This window comes from Rhizobium sp. BK312, assembly GCF_014193605.1.
Lineage (GTDB): Bacteria > Pseudomonadota > Alphaproteobacteria > Rhizobiales > Rhizobiaceae > Rhizobium.
On the sequence record NZ_JACHZP010000005.1, the window covers coordinates 94,761 to 109,343 of the forward strand.

Sequence of the window (14,583 nt, forward strand, 5' to 3'; positions counted from 1 at the left end):
ATAATTGAATCGATTCAAAATGAAAGGCAAACCGATGCTGACTAATTATCTCTTCAAGGATCTCTATGATGATCGATGGGGCGATCCGGGCAATCCGGATGCAGTCGAGCCGCCTTCACCGGAGGACAAGGGCGGGGCCGGCCGGCAAGGTTTGCTGGGTCGACTGGCAAACATTTTCCGCCGCCGCCGGAAACATCCCTCGGCATGGTCCTTTACGATTCCGAGCGACGCGTCTGACACCGAAAACGAAGCCGAGATCCGGCATCGCAATGGGCTAGAAGACCCGAAGTTTCTCGCGATCGCCAAGGCTTTGTCGCGGAATTGCTAGAGCTACGCCATGGAGCGCGCGAAATTTCGAGCCTCAGAAATTTTCCTTGTAAGGGCGCAGATCGAGCTCCTGCGTCCAGGCCGAAGGATGCTGACGATGGATATGCCAGTAGCTCTCGGCGATGGCGTCGATATTCAACAGCCCATCGGCGTCCACATCCGGCCGACGCGAGCGCAGCCGTTCCCCGTCGATGCCGCCATCGATGATGGTGTGAGCGACATGAAGGCCGAGGGGACCGAATTCGCGTGCCATGCTTTGGCTGATCATGCGAAGACCGGCCTTGGCGGCGGCAAATTGCGCAAAGCCTGCCTTACCGCGCAAGCTGGCGGAAGCGCCGGTGAAGATCACGGTGCCACGGCCAAGCGGCGCCAGATGCCGCGCAGCCTCGCGCCCGACGAGGAAACCGCCGAAACAGCAGATGCGCCAGAATTCTTCGAATTGGGCGGCCGTCAGGTCGCGGAAGCCGATCTGGCGATTGATGCCAGCGTTGAAGACGACCAGATCGGGCGGAGCGATGTCGTTCCGAGTGGTAAAGGCGTGCTCGAATAGCCGGATGACCGCGGCTTCATCCGTCGCATCCGTTTCGATCGCCTCGGCACTGCCGCCGACTACCTGGATGGTAGCGGCCACCTGATTGATCTTCGCTGCGGTCCGGCCTGCAACGACGACATGATAGCCCTTGTCCGCGAGAAGCCGGCAGAGCGCCGCACCCAGACCCTGCTCGGCACCCACTCCGACAATAATTGCGCTTGGCGTGCTCATTCGGCAGCCTCCCTGGCCTTCAGCGTCGGATAGTCGGTGTAACCCACGGCACCGCCGCCATAGAACGTTGGGCGATGATAGGGATTAAGGGGAGCACCGCGACGAATGCGCTCCGGCAAATCGGGATTGGCGATAAACAGGCGACCGAAGGCGATGGCATCGGCATGGCCCGCGGCAAGTGCCGCTTCAGCCGTATCAGGCCGGAAATTGCCCGCGGCGATCAACGTGCCGGACCAGGCGGGCCGGAACAATTCCGCAGCCGACGGCACGTTCTTATGGTCGACCTCGGCCTGGCCGGCACCGCTGGCGCGCGGCTCGATCAGATGCAGATAGGCAAGGTTGAGCCGGTCCAGTTCGCGAATGACATGGCCATAGAGGCGTAAGGGATCGTCCTCGCCGCTGTCATTGGCGATGCCGAAGGGCGAGAGGCGGACACCGACGCGATCCGACCCCCAGACTTCGGAAACCGCCTCGACCACCTCGAGCAACAACCGCGTGCGGTTCTCGATCGAGCCGCCGTATTGGTCGGTGCGCTGGTTCGTGCGCGCCTGCAGGAACTGCTCGATCAGATAGCCATTGGCGCCATGAATCTCGACGCCGTCGAAGCCGGCTTCCCTGGCATTGGCGGCGGCTTGAGCATAGACGTCGATCAAAAGCGGCATCAGGTCGATATCGATCGCCTGTGGCGTCTCGAAGGGCACGCGCTCGAAGGAGGCCGTGAAGGCCTGTCCCTGAGCGGCGATGGCCGAAGGAGCAATCGGCAGAGCGCCATCAGGCTGGTGCGAGGAATGGGAGATGCGGCCGACATGCCAGAGCTGCAGGAAGATCTTGCCGCCCTTGCAATGAACCGCATCCGTCACTGCCTTCCAGCCGGCGATCTGTTCGGCCGTATGAATGCCCGGCGTTGCCGGCATGCCCTGTCCGGCGCGTGAAATCTGCGAGCCCTCGGAAATGATGAGCCCACCCTCGCTGGCGCGCTGCGCATAATATTCTGCATTCAAAGCCGAGGGCACATTGCCGGGCTGGCTCGCCCGCATGCGGGTCAGCGGCGCCATGACGATGCGATGCGCGAGTTCGTAAGGACCAATGGAAAGAGGCGAAAACAAAGTGGCTGTCATAAAATTCTCCTGCCTGGAGCCAAATTGCTCCCCGGGGCGGAAGGGCCTGTCAGCGGCGATTCGGTCTCGGGAGTTCGAATAAGATGATGGTCATCATTTATTCCAACGATCGGACATGCGCAACTGAATCTGATCTCAGGCGGCAGTCCGAGCGAGGAAGGCGAGCAGAGCTGCGTTGAACTGCGCCGGCCGCTGCAGCGGTGCAAAATGGCTGACGCCGGGCAGAAAGATCAATTTTGCCCCGGGAATATGCCGGACAAGATAATCGGCGTGTTCGCGCTTGATGAACTCATCGTGCTCGCTGTGCACGATGGCAACAGACACATTGATCTCGGCGAGATCGGCGATGGTGTAGTTCGGCTCGGTCCGCTGCATCAGGCCGACAGCCTCGACGAAGGCATCGAACCTATCCGGCGTGGCGGAAAGAGCTGCGTAATCCTTCGTATGGCGGGAGAAGCAGCGCTCGATGATCGGCGTCGCCACGAATTCCTTGGTGCCACTCGGATCCATGTTGCAGCCAAAGAAAAAGACGCCGGAAACGCGCTCCGGATGGGTTTTTCCAAGCACCATGCCGATGCAGGCGCCGTCGCTCCAGCCGGCCATGGCGGCTTTGTCGATCTTCAGCCTGTCCATGACGGCGAGAACGTCGGAGGCCATGAGCTCATACGTGTATGGTCGCTCGTCGCGTGTGCTGCGGCCATGGCCCCGGCTGTCGATGACGATAACCTGATGGCCTGTGTCGATCAGCGCCGGCACCTGATAGCCCCAATTGCCGCTGTTTCCGAGCCCGCCATGCAGGAGGATCACCGGTGCGCCGCTGCCATAGGAAGCGTACCAGATACGCGCGCCATCATGATCGACATGGCCTTCCACCTCGGTTTGCGGCAAGGGCGCGGCCCCTTCGGCTTCGAAGCGATGAAGCTCATCATCGTGAAATTCCATACCCACCTCCCATTGTGCCGTCTCCTCTTGACAGCCATGCGGCGAGACTAGTCGATGCCGGCGCGTCTTTTCAACAGGCTACGGTCATATCGTTGCTAGGTGCTCGAAAAGATCGCGGGCGGGCGATGGCAGCTCTTCGAGGGAGCGGGCGCAGATCGAAAGCCGACGCGTCGCCCACCGGTCGGTGAGACGGAGGGCCGCAATTTTCGCGGATCGGCTGCAGCGTCGTGCTGCCGTTTCGGGTACGATGCCGATGCCGATGCGCCGGCCTGCCATCTCGCAAATGGCCTCAAATGTCCGCATCCGCACCCGCATTTTCAATCGGCTGCCGAGTCGGGCGGCCTGCGCGTCGATATGATCCTGCAGCGCTCCGCCTGCGAGCCCGACGAAATGCTCGTGCAGGATTTCTGCAAAAGCGATCTGCTTTGACGGCGCGAGCGCATGGTCGCGAGACATCACCACCACGAGCCTGTCGATCGCGAAGGGCCGCAATATCAGGCCGGAGGTATCGGCCGCGTCCGACAGGATACCGATCTCGGCCAGCCCGGACGAAACGGCCCGGGCAATCTCGATGCTCTGGCGCTCTTTGAGATCGATGTCCGTTCGCGGGTTCCTGGCCATCCATCCGGCAAGGCGCGGCGGCAGGTATTCGACAATCGCCGCGGTGTTGGCGAGAAGCCGGACGCTAGCGCGCAAGCCGCTGGCATGTTCGCCAAGCTCGCCGCGCATCTGCGTGAGCTGCCGCTGGATCAACCGGGCATGATGGGCTAGCGCTTCGCCGGCGGGCGTCGGGCTCACACCGCGTCGCCCGCGCTCCAGCAGCTTTACGCCGCCATTCACCTCCATATCCCGCAGCCGCTCGCTGGCGGCCGGCAGCGAAAGCCCGACATCGGCGGCTCCATGCGTGATGCTGCCGGCATCGACGACGGCGAGGAACAGGCGAAGGTCGGTCAGATCAAAGCGCATGGGCTGAAGAGTATCGCATCTCCAGCCTTCGGAAAAGCCGAAGGCTGGCTTCGCATCATCCGCATTGTGCCGGTCTTTGTCTCTGCTACTGAAAAGGCATGATGGATCATTCGATATGGCTCGTCGCGGCGATCTTCGCGACCTTCTTCGTCGCCGGCACTGTCAAGGGCGTCACCGGCATGGGGCTGCCGACCGTGGCGATGGGCGTGCTGGGCGCGCTGATCTCGCCGCTCGTCGCGGCCAGCCTGCTGATCGTCCCGTCTTCCGTTACCAATGCCTGGCAGCTGCTGGCCGGCCCTAGTTTTGGTTCACTTGCCCGTCGTTTCCTTCTCTTGGTTCTTGCCGTGGTCATCGGAACCTTCGCCGGCTCATATTTTCTTGCCGCCGACGATACGCGTCCGACGAACGCTGCGCTGGGTGCGGCGCTCATCGTCTATGCCGGCCATGCTTTGTTCGCCCGTCAACTGCATGTGCCCGCAAGGTTCGAGCCACTGCTATCGCCGCTCGTCGGCGGGGTCACCGGTCTGCTCACAGGGGCGACCGGTGTTTTCGTCGTGCCGGCAGTACCCTATCTGCAGTCGCTCGGACTGGAGAAGGAGGAGTTGGTTCAGGCGCTCGGCCTTTCCTTCACCGTGTCCACCGTGGCACTGGCCGCAGCGCTTGCCTGGCACGGCGCCTTCCGCATCGACAATCTCGCGCTCTCTACCCTCGCGGTCGTCCCGGCACTTGCCGGCATGTGGGCCGGCCAGATCATTCGCAATCGCGTCAGTCCTGCCACTTTCCGCCGCTGGTTTCTGATTTGTCTGCTGGTGCTTGGCGCAGAGATGGTGATGAAGGCCTCTTTCTGAGGCAGTCTTGCCGGGCTGCCCGGTGCGCACCCATATGGAGTTTGTTTCATGGCAGGATCTGAAGGATTGATGGAAGAAGAGCAGCGAGAGATTTCCGATAACAATCCATTGGCCGATGCCGCGCTGGTCGTCGATGTCCAGAAGGCCTTCGTACAAGGCCCAAGTGCAGTTCCGGGCTACGCCATGTTGAGGTCGGCGGTGGAGGTCTTGCTACACAAGGCGCGGTCAGCATGGGCCCCCGTGATTTTCCTGCAGAATGATGGTCCGGCGGGCGCGCTGGATGAGCCGTTTCAGTCGGGATGGAAACTCCATTTTCCACCACTATCAGGCGAAGTGGTCATCAGGAAAACGGAGGATGACGGCTTCGACGGCACCGATCTTGACGCCATTCTCACAGCCTTCGGCGTGAAGGATCTGGTGATATGCGGCGTGCTCTCGGAAATGTGCGTTGCCGCAACGGCGCGGGCGGCGCTTGAGCGCGGCTATGGCGTGCTGCTGCCGCATGATGCGCACGCCACCTATGATGTTCCCGCTGGGCCGGGTTCGCAGGGCGTGCCCGCAGCCATGGCGGCAAGGGCGGCGGAATGGTCGCTCGGCGACGAGATCAAGATCTGCGCTTCGGCACGCGAGGTTCGTTTCAAAGAGCGGGCTTAGTCGCAGGTCTCGCCTCATCAATGCAGGCCGCTCTTGAATGTCGCGTCGAATCGTAATAATTGAAGTTACATGAAACGCGATAGCCGACTTTCCTCCGTTCTCCACGCTCTGCTCCATATGGCCGAGCAGGAGGGGCCGCTGACCTCCGAAACCTTGGCGCAATGCATGCACACCAATCCGGTCGTCGTGCGCCGCACCATGGGCTTGTTGCGCGAGGTGGGCATTGTCCGTTCCGCCAAGGGGCATACCGGCGGCTGGACTATTGCGGCCGATCTCAAAAGCGTCACGCTGCGCCAGCTGCACGAAGCGCTCGGCGAGCCTGCCGTCTTTGCCATCGGCAATCGCAACGAGACGCCAGAATGTCTGGTCGAGCAATCGGTCAATTCCGTCCTCGATGATGCTTTTGCCGAAGCCGAAGCCTTGCTCCTCCAGCGCTTCGAAAACGTCACGCTGGCCGATCTCGCCGGCGAATTTGCGCGGCGTCATGCGCAGTGGCGCTCAGAAAGGACCCCGTCATGAGCCACGACGTCATCGTCATCGGAGGCAGCTACGCCGGAATGGCGGCCGCCCTCCAGCTTCTCCGTGCCCGCCGCAAGGTGCTGGTCATCGACGCGGGCAAGCGGCGCAATCGTTTCGCCGAGGAATCCCACGGCTTTCTCGGCCAGGATGGCATCAACCCCGGCGAGATCGCCCGCAAGGCGCGCGAACAGCTTTCCGCCTATCCGACGCTGACCTGGGTCGAGGGCACGGCCGAACAGGCCGAGGGCGAGAAGGATGCCTTTGTCGTGACCATGGCAGATGCCACGCGCCATGATGGCCGCCGCCTTCTCTTCGCGACCGGCGTCTCCGATGCCTTGCCCGAGATCGAGGGCCTCGGCCAACGCTGGGGCAAGAGCGTGTTCCATTGCCCCTATTGTCACGGCTACGAACTCGGTCAGGGCCGTATTGGCTGCATCGCCACCGGCCCGATGTCGCTGCATCAGGCGCAATTGCTGCCGGAATGGGGCGAGGTGACGCTCTTCCTCAACGGCAGCTTTGTTCCGGATGGGGCACAGCGTACCGATCTCGCCGCGCGCGGCGTCACGATCGAGGCGGCACCCATCGCAAGGCTGGAAGGAAAGGCCGATGTTCGGCTAACCGATGGACGGCTGCTGCCGTTTGCCGGCCTTTTTACCGCATCGCGCGTGTCGCCCTCGAGCCCGATTGCCGAGCGGCTCGGCTGCGCGATCGAGGAAACGCCTTTCGGCACCCAGATCCAGACGGATGCCATGAAAGAAACGACTATCTCAGGCGCTTTCGCTTGTGGCGACGCTGCCCGTATCCCGCATTCGGTGTCGCTCGCGGTCGGCGATGGTGCCTGGGCGGGCGCGCAGCTGCATCGTTCGCTGGTGTTCTAAGCCCGGTTTCGGAAGACATACTTGCGCTATTCGCCTTCCGGCACCTTCACGATAACCGTTTCATCCGGTCCGATGGACCTGCCGTCCTGTGCCCGGATGTCGAGCTGCACCGGCTGTCCCGTGGCGCGATCCACCAGCAGCGAATGTTCCTCGGCCGGTGCAAAGAGATGGCGCTCGCCGAACTTCCGCAATGCCACCATCACCGGGAAGAGATCCTTTCCCATCGCTGTCAGGTGATATTCCATGCGCGTGCCGCCTTCGCTTGTTGGCACAAGCTCCAGGATGCCGCTCGCGACAAGCGTGCGCAGGCGCTCGGTGAGAATATTCTTGGCGATCCCCAGGCTCTTTTGAAACTCGCCGAAGCGCGTCAGCCCGTCGAAGGCGTCGCGCACGATCAGAAGCGACCACCAGTCGCCGATCACGTCGAGCGACCGTGCGCTCGGACAATAATCACCCTTCAGGCTTTTCCGCGCGACCATCGCCTTAGCCCTTCCAGTCTTTTGCTAGTAGGAATGGTTGCATGATTAAACCAATGATGTTACTCGATTGTTGGTTTCATTATTAAACCGAAGAATCGGGAGTTTTGCAATGACGATCGATCAGGACGCGCCGCCGGCCGGCAGCGCGAAGGACATTCTGCGCCCTCATTCCTCACGAGAGGGTTCGTCCAAGGGTGCCGAATACTCGGGAGAGGCCAATTCGCAGCTGACGCGAGCAACGATTCTCCTATTTGCCGTCGCGAGCGGCCTTGCTGTCGCCAACGCCTATTTCGCCCACCCGCTTCTCGATGTCATGGCCGATGATCTCAAGCTGTCGCGCACGGTTGCCGGCCTCATCGTCGGTGCGACGCAACTCGGCTATGGGCTCGGCCTGATCCTCTTGGTGCCGCTCGGCGACCTTGTCGACCGGCGCAAGCTCATCATCGTGCAATCGCTGCTGAGTGTGGCAGCACTCGTCTTCGTCGGCTTCTCGTCCAGTGCCGCGATGCTGCTTGCCTCCATGGCCGCGGTTGGTTTTCTGGCCGTGGTCACACAGGCGCTCGTTGCCTATGCGGCGAGCCTGGCGCAACCTGCCGAGCGCGGCCATATCGTCGGCATGGTCACAAGCGGCATCGTCCTCGGCATCCTGCTGGCGCGTAGCGTCGCGGGAATGCTGACCGACCTCTCCGGCTGGCGGACCGTCTACATTGTCTCAGCCGCACTGACGCTGGTAATTGCGCTTCTCCTCTGGCGCGCGCTGCCGCGGCAGGAGAAGCCGAGGAGCGGACTCTCCTATTTCGGTCTCATCCGCTCGCTCGGCACCCTACTTGTCGAGGAGCCGGTCCTGCGCATCCGCGGGATCATCGCCACGCTGATCTTCGCCAACATCACGACCTTGCTCGCGCCGCTCGTGCTGCCGCTGACCGCGCCGCCTTACTCCCTATCCCACACCGAAGTCGGCCTTTTCGGCCTTGCCGGTGCCGCGGGTGCGCTCGGCGCCATCAGGGCGGGGCGCTGGGCCGACCGTGGCCATGGCCAGCGCACGACAGGCATCGCGCTTGTTCTCATGCTCTTTGCCTGGCTACCAATCTCGATGCTGGATCGCTCGATCCTCTGGCTCATCCTCGGTGTCCTCGTCATCGATTTTGGCCTGCAGGCGGTGCACGTCACCAATCAAGGCATGATCTATCGCGTCAGGCCTGATGCGCAGAATAGGCTGACCGCCGCCTACATGGTCTTCTACTCCATCGGCAGCGCCGTCGGCTCCTCGACGGCGACCATCATCTATGCTCATGCCGGCTGGACGGGCGTCTGCATCTCGGGTGGGGTTATAAGCTTCACAACGCTTCTCTTCTGGGCGCTGACCTTGCGGGCAACGCCTGAGGTGGCGACACGGAGCGTCGATCACAAAAATAGCTAGTTTTCCGGCGGGGAAGCCGAGCCCAGCTGCTCTTCCAACAATGAGAGCACCGCTCGAATCCGGGGCGGAGCCGGCCTTATTGCCGGATAGAGCGTATGCAGATCGAATCCCGGCACGGTGAGCTCGGGCAGCAGGCGAATCAGCCTACCGGTCGCCAGATCCTCCGCGCAGACCGGCTCCTGCAGGACACCAATGCCGGCTCCATCCAGCAGCAAGCGGTGCAGCGGCCGCCAATGGCTGGTGCTGAGCACAATATCGATAGGGGCAAGTTCGGTCCGTCCCTCCGGGCCGATCAACGGAAGCCGTCCGCCGTTGAAGAGCCCGGAGACCCGCAGGAAGGGGTGGTCGGCAAGCTCGTCGGGTATCGTTGGCACCCAATGCTCATCGAGATAGGCAGGCGAGGCCACGAGCACACGGCCGACATGGCCGAGCTTGCGGGCAATGAAGCTGCCTTCGCCAAGATCGCCGAGACGCAGCGAGATATCGACGCCCTCCGTCACGGGATCGACGATCCTGTCGTTGAGGATCAGCTCGATCTTTAGCAGCGGATGGCGCTTGCGCATCTGCAGCAGGATCGATGGCAGCAGGACCTCGCCGACGCCATGCGGCGCTGCGATCCTGAGCGTACCGCGGAGCGACTGATCGCCATTCGCGACCGTCAGGGCATCGTCGGCACTTTCGAGAACTTGCTTGCTGCGCTCGTAGAAGGCGGCGCCGACATCAGTGACGGAAAGCTTGCGGGTGTTTCTGTGCAGCAGCCGCGTGCCGAGATATTGCTCCAGCCGATCAATGCGCTCGCTGACGGCAGGCTGGCCCATACCGAGATCGCGGGCGGCGGCCGACATGCTGCCCCTTTCCACCACCCTCACATAGACACGCATCGCCACCAACAGATCCATACGCGCCAATATATCGGCTCAGCCGATAAATGTAAGTGGATGATGCCCTCTAGTAGAGAAGCATTCGATCGCCGAAAACGGCACTCAAACAGCAACCACAGGTCAGGCTCATGAGCGATATAAGGCTTTACATGTTTCAATCGGGCACGCAGCGCTGCAAGGCGCACGATATCAGGATGAATCAGGGTGGAGACGCCGATTGCGAAATCCCGGTTCCCTGGTTTCTGCTGACGCATCCGAAGGGTAATGTCGTCATCGATGGCGGACTGGCTGCGGAAGGTCTGACCGATCCGCGCTGCTATTGGGGCGATGTGATCGATAGCTATCAGCCTGTGATGACCGAAGAGCAAGGATGCGTCGCGCAGCTAGCAAAGATCGGCATATCCGGTGAAGACATCCGCTTCGTCGTGCTGTCCCACCTGCATTCCGACCACAGTGGCGCTATCGGCCGTTTCCCGAACGCGACCCATATCGCCCAACGTCGCGAATATGACTATGCCTTTGCGCCGGACTGGTTCGCTACCGGTGCCTATGTCCGTCGTGATTTCGACCGTCCCGGCTTGAAATGGCGCTTCCTGGAGGGCGACGCGACCGATGGCTACGATCTCTATGGCGACGGCGTGCTGCGGATGATCTTCACGCCGGGCCATAGCGTCGGCCATCAATCCTTTCTCGTGCAGCTGTCGAACGCAGGCGCGATATTGCTGGCGATCGATGCCGCCTATACGCTCGATCATTGGAACGAAAAAGCGCTCCCCGGCTTCATGGCGTCCGCCGTCGACACGGTGCGATCCGTCGGCAAGCTGCGTGCGCTTGCCGAACAGACCGATGCGCTGGTGGTCACGGGGCATGATCCCGAGGCGTGGCCTCGGTTCAAGCACGCCCCGGCCTATTATGATTGAAGGCGCATTCCGCCGATCAGCCCCGACTTGATGGCGCTTGTTCCGTATTGAAGAACTGTGCTCGATGCTGACGAACCCATTCCTCGACGCCCGTCGGCTGGAAATCCTCCAGGCCGGCTCGCGGCCTGAAGGGCTCGGCCAGCATGGCATCCGCCTGTTCCGGATGCGATGCGAAGAAGCGGAATTTCGAGGCGACGCGGCGCCCTGTTCCCGGCCCCATCGCCGCATCGACATCCCGCTCGAATTCGTCGAGCGGCTGCTGGCGATAGGCAATCCGGCGACCAAGCCCCGCACCGATGCGCGTGACAAGCTCGTTTCCATCAACGCTTTCCGGCCCGGCGATGCGATGATCGCCTGATACAATGCCCCGTTCCAGAACAGTAACAGCGGCACGGGCGCAATCCTCGACCGAGGTCCAGGCGATCCGCTGGGATTCGGCAATCGGTGGCGCAAAGATCCCATGTTCAATGATGTCCTTGCGCGCCGAAGGCTTCAAGAGATTGTCGAGGTACATTGTGGGGCGAACTGTGGCGAAGGGCAGGCCTGACGTGCGGATAATGTCTTCGATCATGGCGTTGGCGGCGAAGCTCGGTTCCTCGCAAGGCGCTGGTCGGCTGGCGCTCGCAAGCTTCAGCACAATGGATTTCATGCCGGATCCGAGCGAAGCCGATATCGCGTTGTCGGCCTGGATACGCATGTCCCCCTGAGATCCGATCGGAATCTGCAGCACGGCATGGCTGATGCCGGTGCTGGCGGCGCGAAGCGAGGCGGCATCGCGAAGATCCCCTTCAGCAAGCTCGACACAAGGGGGCAAGAGTGCGGCGGCGCGCTCCCGGTCTCGCACAAGCGCCCGAACCTTGAGGCCACGCTGCAACGCGGCGTGGACGACGGCGCTACCTTGAACGCCGGCCGCGAGATAGACGAGGATAGGCTTGGATCGATCGATCATGGACATACAACGGCTCCTTCGAACATGGTCTGCCGAGGGAGCATCGTCAAATGGCTACCACCGCGCAGACCCGAAACGCGCACGAGGCGCAGGGACTGTCGGGGTATCCGCGCAAGCGCGGAACAGAGCCTCTCCATGGAGGGAGAAGGGCCTGGGCCTACCGAGACCAAGCCAGCCATTTTCGACGGACGATATCTAGGTCGGCTTCACGGATGCTGTCAATAGATAGGTACCCGCGCGCGACGCAGTACTTACGGCTGAGGCAGCAGCGACCTGATCCTCTCGGCATCGTCAGGCGTTGCCGGATTGTAGACGATCATGCTGAGATCCGTCCGGCCATCGACCGAAAAGGCCGAATATTCGAATGCCAGCGGGCCGAGGATGGGATGGCGTATGTGTTTGACGGCTTCGGTGTGGGTGCCAGGAACATCGTTTTCGCGCCACATGGCCCTGAATTCCGGGCTGATGCGGCAAAGTTCCGCCACGAAAGGCTCGATCTCACTCGATGCGCCTGCGCGCGCTGCATCGACACGGAATGCGCCCAGGGCGAAACGGGCGACGCTTTCCCAGTCATATTGCACGGCGCGCGCACGCGGATCGAGAAAGATATAGCGCAGAATGTTGCGTTCTTCCGGTGGCAGCGATCCGTAATCGATCAGCATCACGGGTGCTGCCCGGTTCCAGGCGATGACGTCCCAGGTGGCGGTCCGGATAATGGCGGGACTCGGCTCCAGCGCATCGAGCACGCGCTGCAGCCGCGGCGTAACGCCATCATTCTTGCGATAGCGCGCTTCCGGCGGACGCCCGAGGCCAAGCAGGAACAGGTGCTCGCGCTCCACTTCCGTCAGCATCAGCGCGCGGGCGATCCGGTCGAGCACGTCGGCGGAAGGCGCACCGCCACGGCCCTGTTCCAGCCATGTGTACCAGGTCGGGCTGATATTGGCGCGCTGCGCCACTTCCTCGCGCCGTAGTCCAGGCGTGCGCCGCCGTTCGCCGGCAAATCCCAGGGCGGATGGGTCGAGTTTCGCGCGGCGGTCCCTCAGATAGGTCCCGAGCGCGCTTTCGGTTTCGATGAGATCGGTCATCCTGTTAGTGTCTTTACTATGATAAGGTCACTACTTTACCAGAATAAACGATAGGCACAGATTTGTCTCCGACGAAATAAGGAGACAGTGCATATGCGTATATTCGTTACCGGTGCGACCGGAAATGTCGGCTCGCATGTCGTCAGGGAATTGATCGGTGCAGGCCATCAGGTGCTCGGCCTTTCGCGCTCGAAGGAAAAGGCGGTCGCCCTCGCCGCTGCCGGCGCCGAAGTCCTTCACGGCACGATCGAGGATGCGGCCATCCTGAAAAGCGGCGCTTCGCAATCCGACGGCGTCATCCACCTTGCCTTCAACCATGACTTCACGAGATTCGCCCAGAATTGCGAGGATGATCGTCGAGTCATCGCAACGCTCGCCTCGGCGCTTGCCGGTTCCGCGCGCCCTCTGGTCATTACGTCGGGCACGCCGATCGCCAACACGGTGCCGGGCGAGCCCGCGAAGGAAGATAATCCGATCGTCCGCTCCGACAAGCATCCGCGTGCCGCCACCGAGGAAGCCGGGATATTGGCGAGTGAAATCGGCGTCAATGTCTCGGTCGTGCGCCTCCCGCAGGTGCATGATCCGGTCAGCCAGGGGCTCATTACGCCTTTGATCCAGATATTCCGGGAAAAGGGTGTCTGCGCCTATGTCGGAGATGGATCAAGCCGCTGGCCGGCGGCGCATTTTACCGATGTCGGCCGTCTTTATCGCCTCGTCGTGGAACGGGCCGAGCCGAACGCCAAATATCACGCCGCCGCCGAAGAAGGCGTGCCCATGCGCGATATCGTCGAGACCATCGGGCGGCGCTTGAGCCTGCCGGTCAAGTCCGTCGCCAAGGAGGAGGCGCAGGATTATTTCGGCTGGCTCGCCCTGTTCGCGGGACATGACATGCCGGCTTCCAGCGCCAAGACGCGCCAGACGCTAGGCTGGGAGCCGAAAGGTCCGACGCTGCTTCAGGATCTTGCAGAGCTGCAGGTTTCCGCAGCGTAATGCCGGTGCCATCGGCCACGGTCCGCGGATGATCGAAGTCTGGCTGAGCATGTATTCGAAAACCCGGCCGACCCTTCGGCCGGGTTTTCATCGTTTCAGGCTGCGATCCGGAAATTTCAAGGGTCAGATGTAGGGCGTGCCCGCAAGTGCTGCGTCAACGCCGGCAAAGCCGCGGTCCATGATGCCTAGCAGAGCGGCGTCGGGCTTTCCGTTCTGGCGAAAGGCGCGCAGCGCCTCGCCATAGGCGGTCACCAGCGTCGCCATCAACATGGTGCTGGCGAGCCGCGCCTCTGGATCGGAAGCGGGCCGGCCCACGGCGTCGGACAGCATTATCGAGAGATCGCCGGCAAGGCTCACCTGCAGTCCGCATGCATGCGCCGTCAGTGCCGGGCTCTCCGCCACCATGCGCCAGAACGCGATAGGCCGCTCCGTGATCCTGAACAGGGGATGCTGCGTCTCCACCAGTTCCCGCATCAGCGCCTGGAAGGCGCGCACCGGCGGCGCTCGGCCGCGGTCGGCAATCGCCTTGCGCACCAACTCGCGCACCTCATCCTCGCGATCGAAAACCAGATCCTCCTTGCGGCGGAAGTAGTTGAATACCGTCTTCCTGGCGACTTCTGCTTCGTCAGCGATGTCGGCGACGGAAACCTTGTCGAAGCCATGTTCGACGAACAGGCGTGTTGCGACGTTGGAGATCGCCTGACGCGTCATCTCCTTCTTACGGTCCCGGAGTTTGATTCGATTTGACATGAAGATATTTATACCATAAGTAAATTTATACCGAGTGTAAAAATATTGCGATCACAAAATCGGTGAAATTGGCACAGGTTTTATGGCTGTTCCC

General features: G+C 61.9%; 17 protein-coding genes. 8 read left to right on the forward strand and 9 right to left on the reverse strand.

Features of this window, described 5'->3' with window-relative positions:
• Positions 1-34: 34 nt before the first annotated feature.
• Positions 35-328: a hypothetical protein gene (locus FHT85_RS15290; RefSeq protein ID WP_112338553.1), complete on the forward strand. Its 294-nt coding sequence runs from the start codon at positions 35-37 to the stop codon at positions 326-328.
• Positions 329-361: 33 nt separating this feature from the next.
• Here FHT85_RS15290 and FHT85_RS15295 read toward each other — a convergent pair whose 3' ends face one another.
• The 4 genes from FHT85_RS15295 to FHT85_RS15310 all read right to left on the reverse strand — a co-directional run bounded on the left by FHT85_RS15295 (position 362) and on the right by FHT85_RS15310 (position 4,116).
• Positions 362-1,090 (reverse strand): SDR family NAD(P)-dependent oxidoreductase, encoded by a 729-nt coding sequence (locus FHT85_RS15295; RefSeq protein ID WP_112412790.1) that lies wholly within the window; start codon positions 1,088-1,090, stop codon positions 362-364.
• Positions 1,087-2,208, reverse strand: a complete 1,122-nt coding sequence (locus FHT85_RS15300) for an alkene reductase (RefSeq protein ID WP_112338464.1) — start codon at positions 2,206-2,208, stop codon at positions 1,087-1,089. The genes FHT85_RS15295 and FHT85_RS15300 overlap by 4 nt, the downstream gene beginning before the upstream one ends.
• Before the next feature lie 135 nt (positions 2,209-2,343).
• Positions 2,344-3,150: an alpha/beta fold hydrolase gene (locus tag FHT85_RS15305; protein ID WP_112399430.1), complete on the reverse strand. Its 807-nt coding sequence runs from the start codon at positions 3,148-3,150 to the stop codon at positions 2,344-2,346.
• An 84-nt stretch (positions 3,151-3,234) separates the two neighbouring features.
• Complete coding sequence (locus FHT85_RS15310) at positions 3,235-4,116, reverse strand: LysR family transcriptional regulator (RefSeq protein WP_112412789.1); 882 nt, start codon at positions 4,114-4,116, stop codon at positions 3,235-3,237.
• A 98-nt stretch (positions 4,117-4,214) separates the two neighbouring features.
• On the opposite strand from FHT85_RS15310, the gene FHT85_RS15315 reads away from it, so the two are divergent.
• The 4 genes from FHT85_RS15315 (at position 4,215) to FHT85_RS15330 (ending at position 7,015) form a co-directional block, all read left to right on the forward strand.
• A complete protein-coding gene (locus FHT85_RS15315) occupies positions 4,215-4,964 on the forward strand; it encodes a sulfite exporter TauE/SafE family protein (RefSeq protein ID WP_112412788.1) in 750 nt (249 codons plus the stop codon).
• Positions 4,965-5,012: 48 nt separating this feature from the next.
• Entirely contained in the window at positions 5,013-5,618 is a 606-nt protein-coding gene (locus FHT85_RS15320) for an isochorismatase family protein (protein WP_210293711.1), read from the forward strand.
• Between the two features lie 69 nt (positions 5,619-5,687).
• Complete coding sequence (locus FHT85_RS15325) at positions 5,688-6,137, forward strand: RrF2 family transcriptional regulator (protein WP_112412786.1); 450 nt, start codon at positions 5,688-5,690, stop codon at positions 6,135-6,137.
• On the forward strand, positions 6,134-7,015 hold the full coding sequence (locus FHT85_RS15330; RefSeq protein ID WP_112412785.1) for an NAD(P)/FAD-dependent oxidoreductase: 882 nt from the start codon (positions 6,134-6,136) through the stop codon (positions 7,013-7,015). Before FHT85_RS15325 ends, FHT85_RS15330 begins: the two co-directional genes overlap by 4 nt.
• A gap of 26 nt (positions 7,016-7,041) precedes the next feature.
• On the opposite strand, the gene FHT85_RS15335 is transcribed toward FHT85_RS15330, so the two are convergent.
• Positions 7,042-7,494 (reverse strand): winged helix-turn-helix transcriptional regulator, encoded by a 453-nt coding sequence (locus FHT85_RS15335; protein ID WP_112338457.1) that lies wholly within the window; start codon positions 7,492-7,494, stop codon positions 7,042-7,044.
• Positions 7,495-7,603: 109 nt separating this feature from the next.
• Here FHT85_RS15335 and FHT85_RS15340 point away from each other — a divergent pair, with 109 nt between their 5' ends.
• Positions 7,604-8,914, forward strand: coding sequence for an MFS transporter (locus FHT85_RS15340; protein ID WP_112412784.1), 1,311 nt, complete (start codon positions 7,604-7,606; stop codon positions 8,912-8,914).
• Here FHT85_RS15340 and FHT85_RS15345 read toward each other — a convergent pair.
• Positions 8,911-9,795 (reverse strand): LysR family transcriptional regulator, encoded by an 885-nt coding sequence (locus FHT85_RS15345; protein WP_246780015.1) that lies wholly within the window; start codon positions 9,793-9,795, stop codon positions 8,911-8,913. The two genes, FHT85_RS15340 and FHT85_RS15345, sit on opposite strands and share 4 nt — an antisense overlap.
• A 128-nt stretch (positions 9,796-9,923) precedes the next feature.
• Here FHT85_RS15345 and attM point away from each other — a divergent pair, with 128 nt between their 5' ends.
• Positions 9,924-10,715 (forward strand): N-acyl homoserine lactonase AttM, encoded by a 792-nt coding sequence (gene attM, locus FHT85_RS15350; protein WP_112412782.1) that lies wholly within the window; start codon positions 9,924-9,926, stop codon positions 10,713-10,715.
• A 16-nt stretch (positions 10,716-10,731) separates the two neighbouring features.
• On the opposite strand, the gene FHT85_RS15355 is transcribed toward attM, so the two are convergent.
• Both FHT85_RS15355 and FHT85_RS15360 read right to left on the reverse strand, forming a co-directional pair.
• Entirely contained in the window at positions 10,732-11,670 is a 939-nt protein-coding gene (locus FHT85_RS15355) for an NmrA family NAD(P)-binding protein (RefSeq protein ID WP_183774180.1), read from the reverse strand.
• A gap of 245 nt (positions 11,671-11,915) precedes the next feature.
• Positions 11,916-12,749: a helix-turn-helix transcriptional regulator gene (locus tag FHT85_RS15360; RefSeq protein WP_112338454.1), complete on the reverse strand. Its 834-nt coding sequence runs from the start codon at positions 12,747-12,749 to the stop codon at positions 11,916-11,918.
• 93 nt (positions 12,750-12,842) lie between these two features.
• On the opposite strand from FHT85_RS15360, the gene FHT85_RS15365 reads away from it, so the two are divergent.
• Complete coding sequence (locus FHT85_RS15365; RefSeq protein ID WP_112412781.1) at positions 12,843-13,739, forward strand: SDR family oxidoreductase; 897 nt, start codon at positions 12,843-12,845, stop codon at positions 13,737-13,739.
• A gap of 123 nt (positions 13,740-13,862) precedes the next feature.
• Here FHT85_RS15365 and FHT85_RS15370 read toward each other — a convergent pair whose 3' ends face one another.
• Positions 13,863-14,489 (reverse strand): TetR/AcrR family transcriptional regulator, encoded by a 627-nt coding sequence (locus tag FHT85_RS15370; RefSeq protein ID WP_112412780.1) that lies wholly within the window; start codon positions 14,487-14,489, stop codon positions 13,863-13,865.
• Between the last annotated feature and the right edge of the window lie 94 nt (positions 14,490-14,583).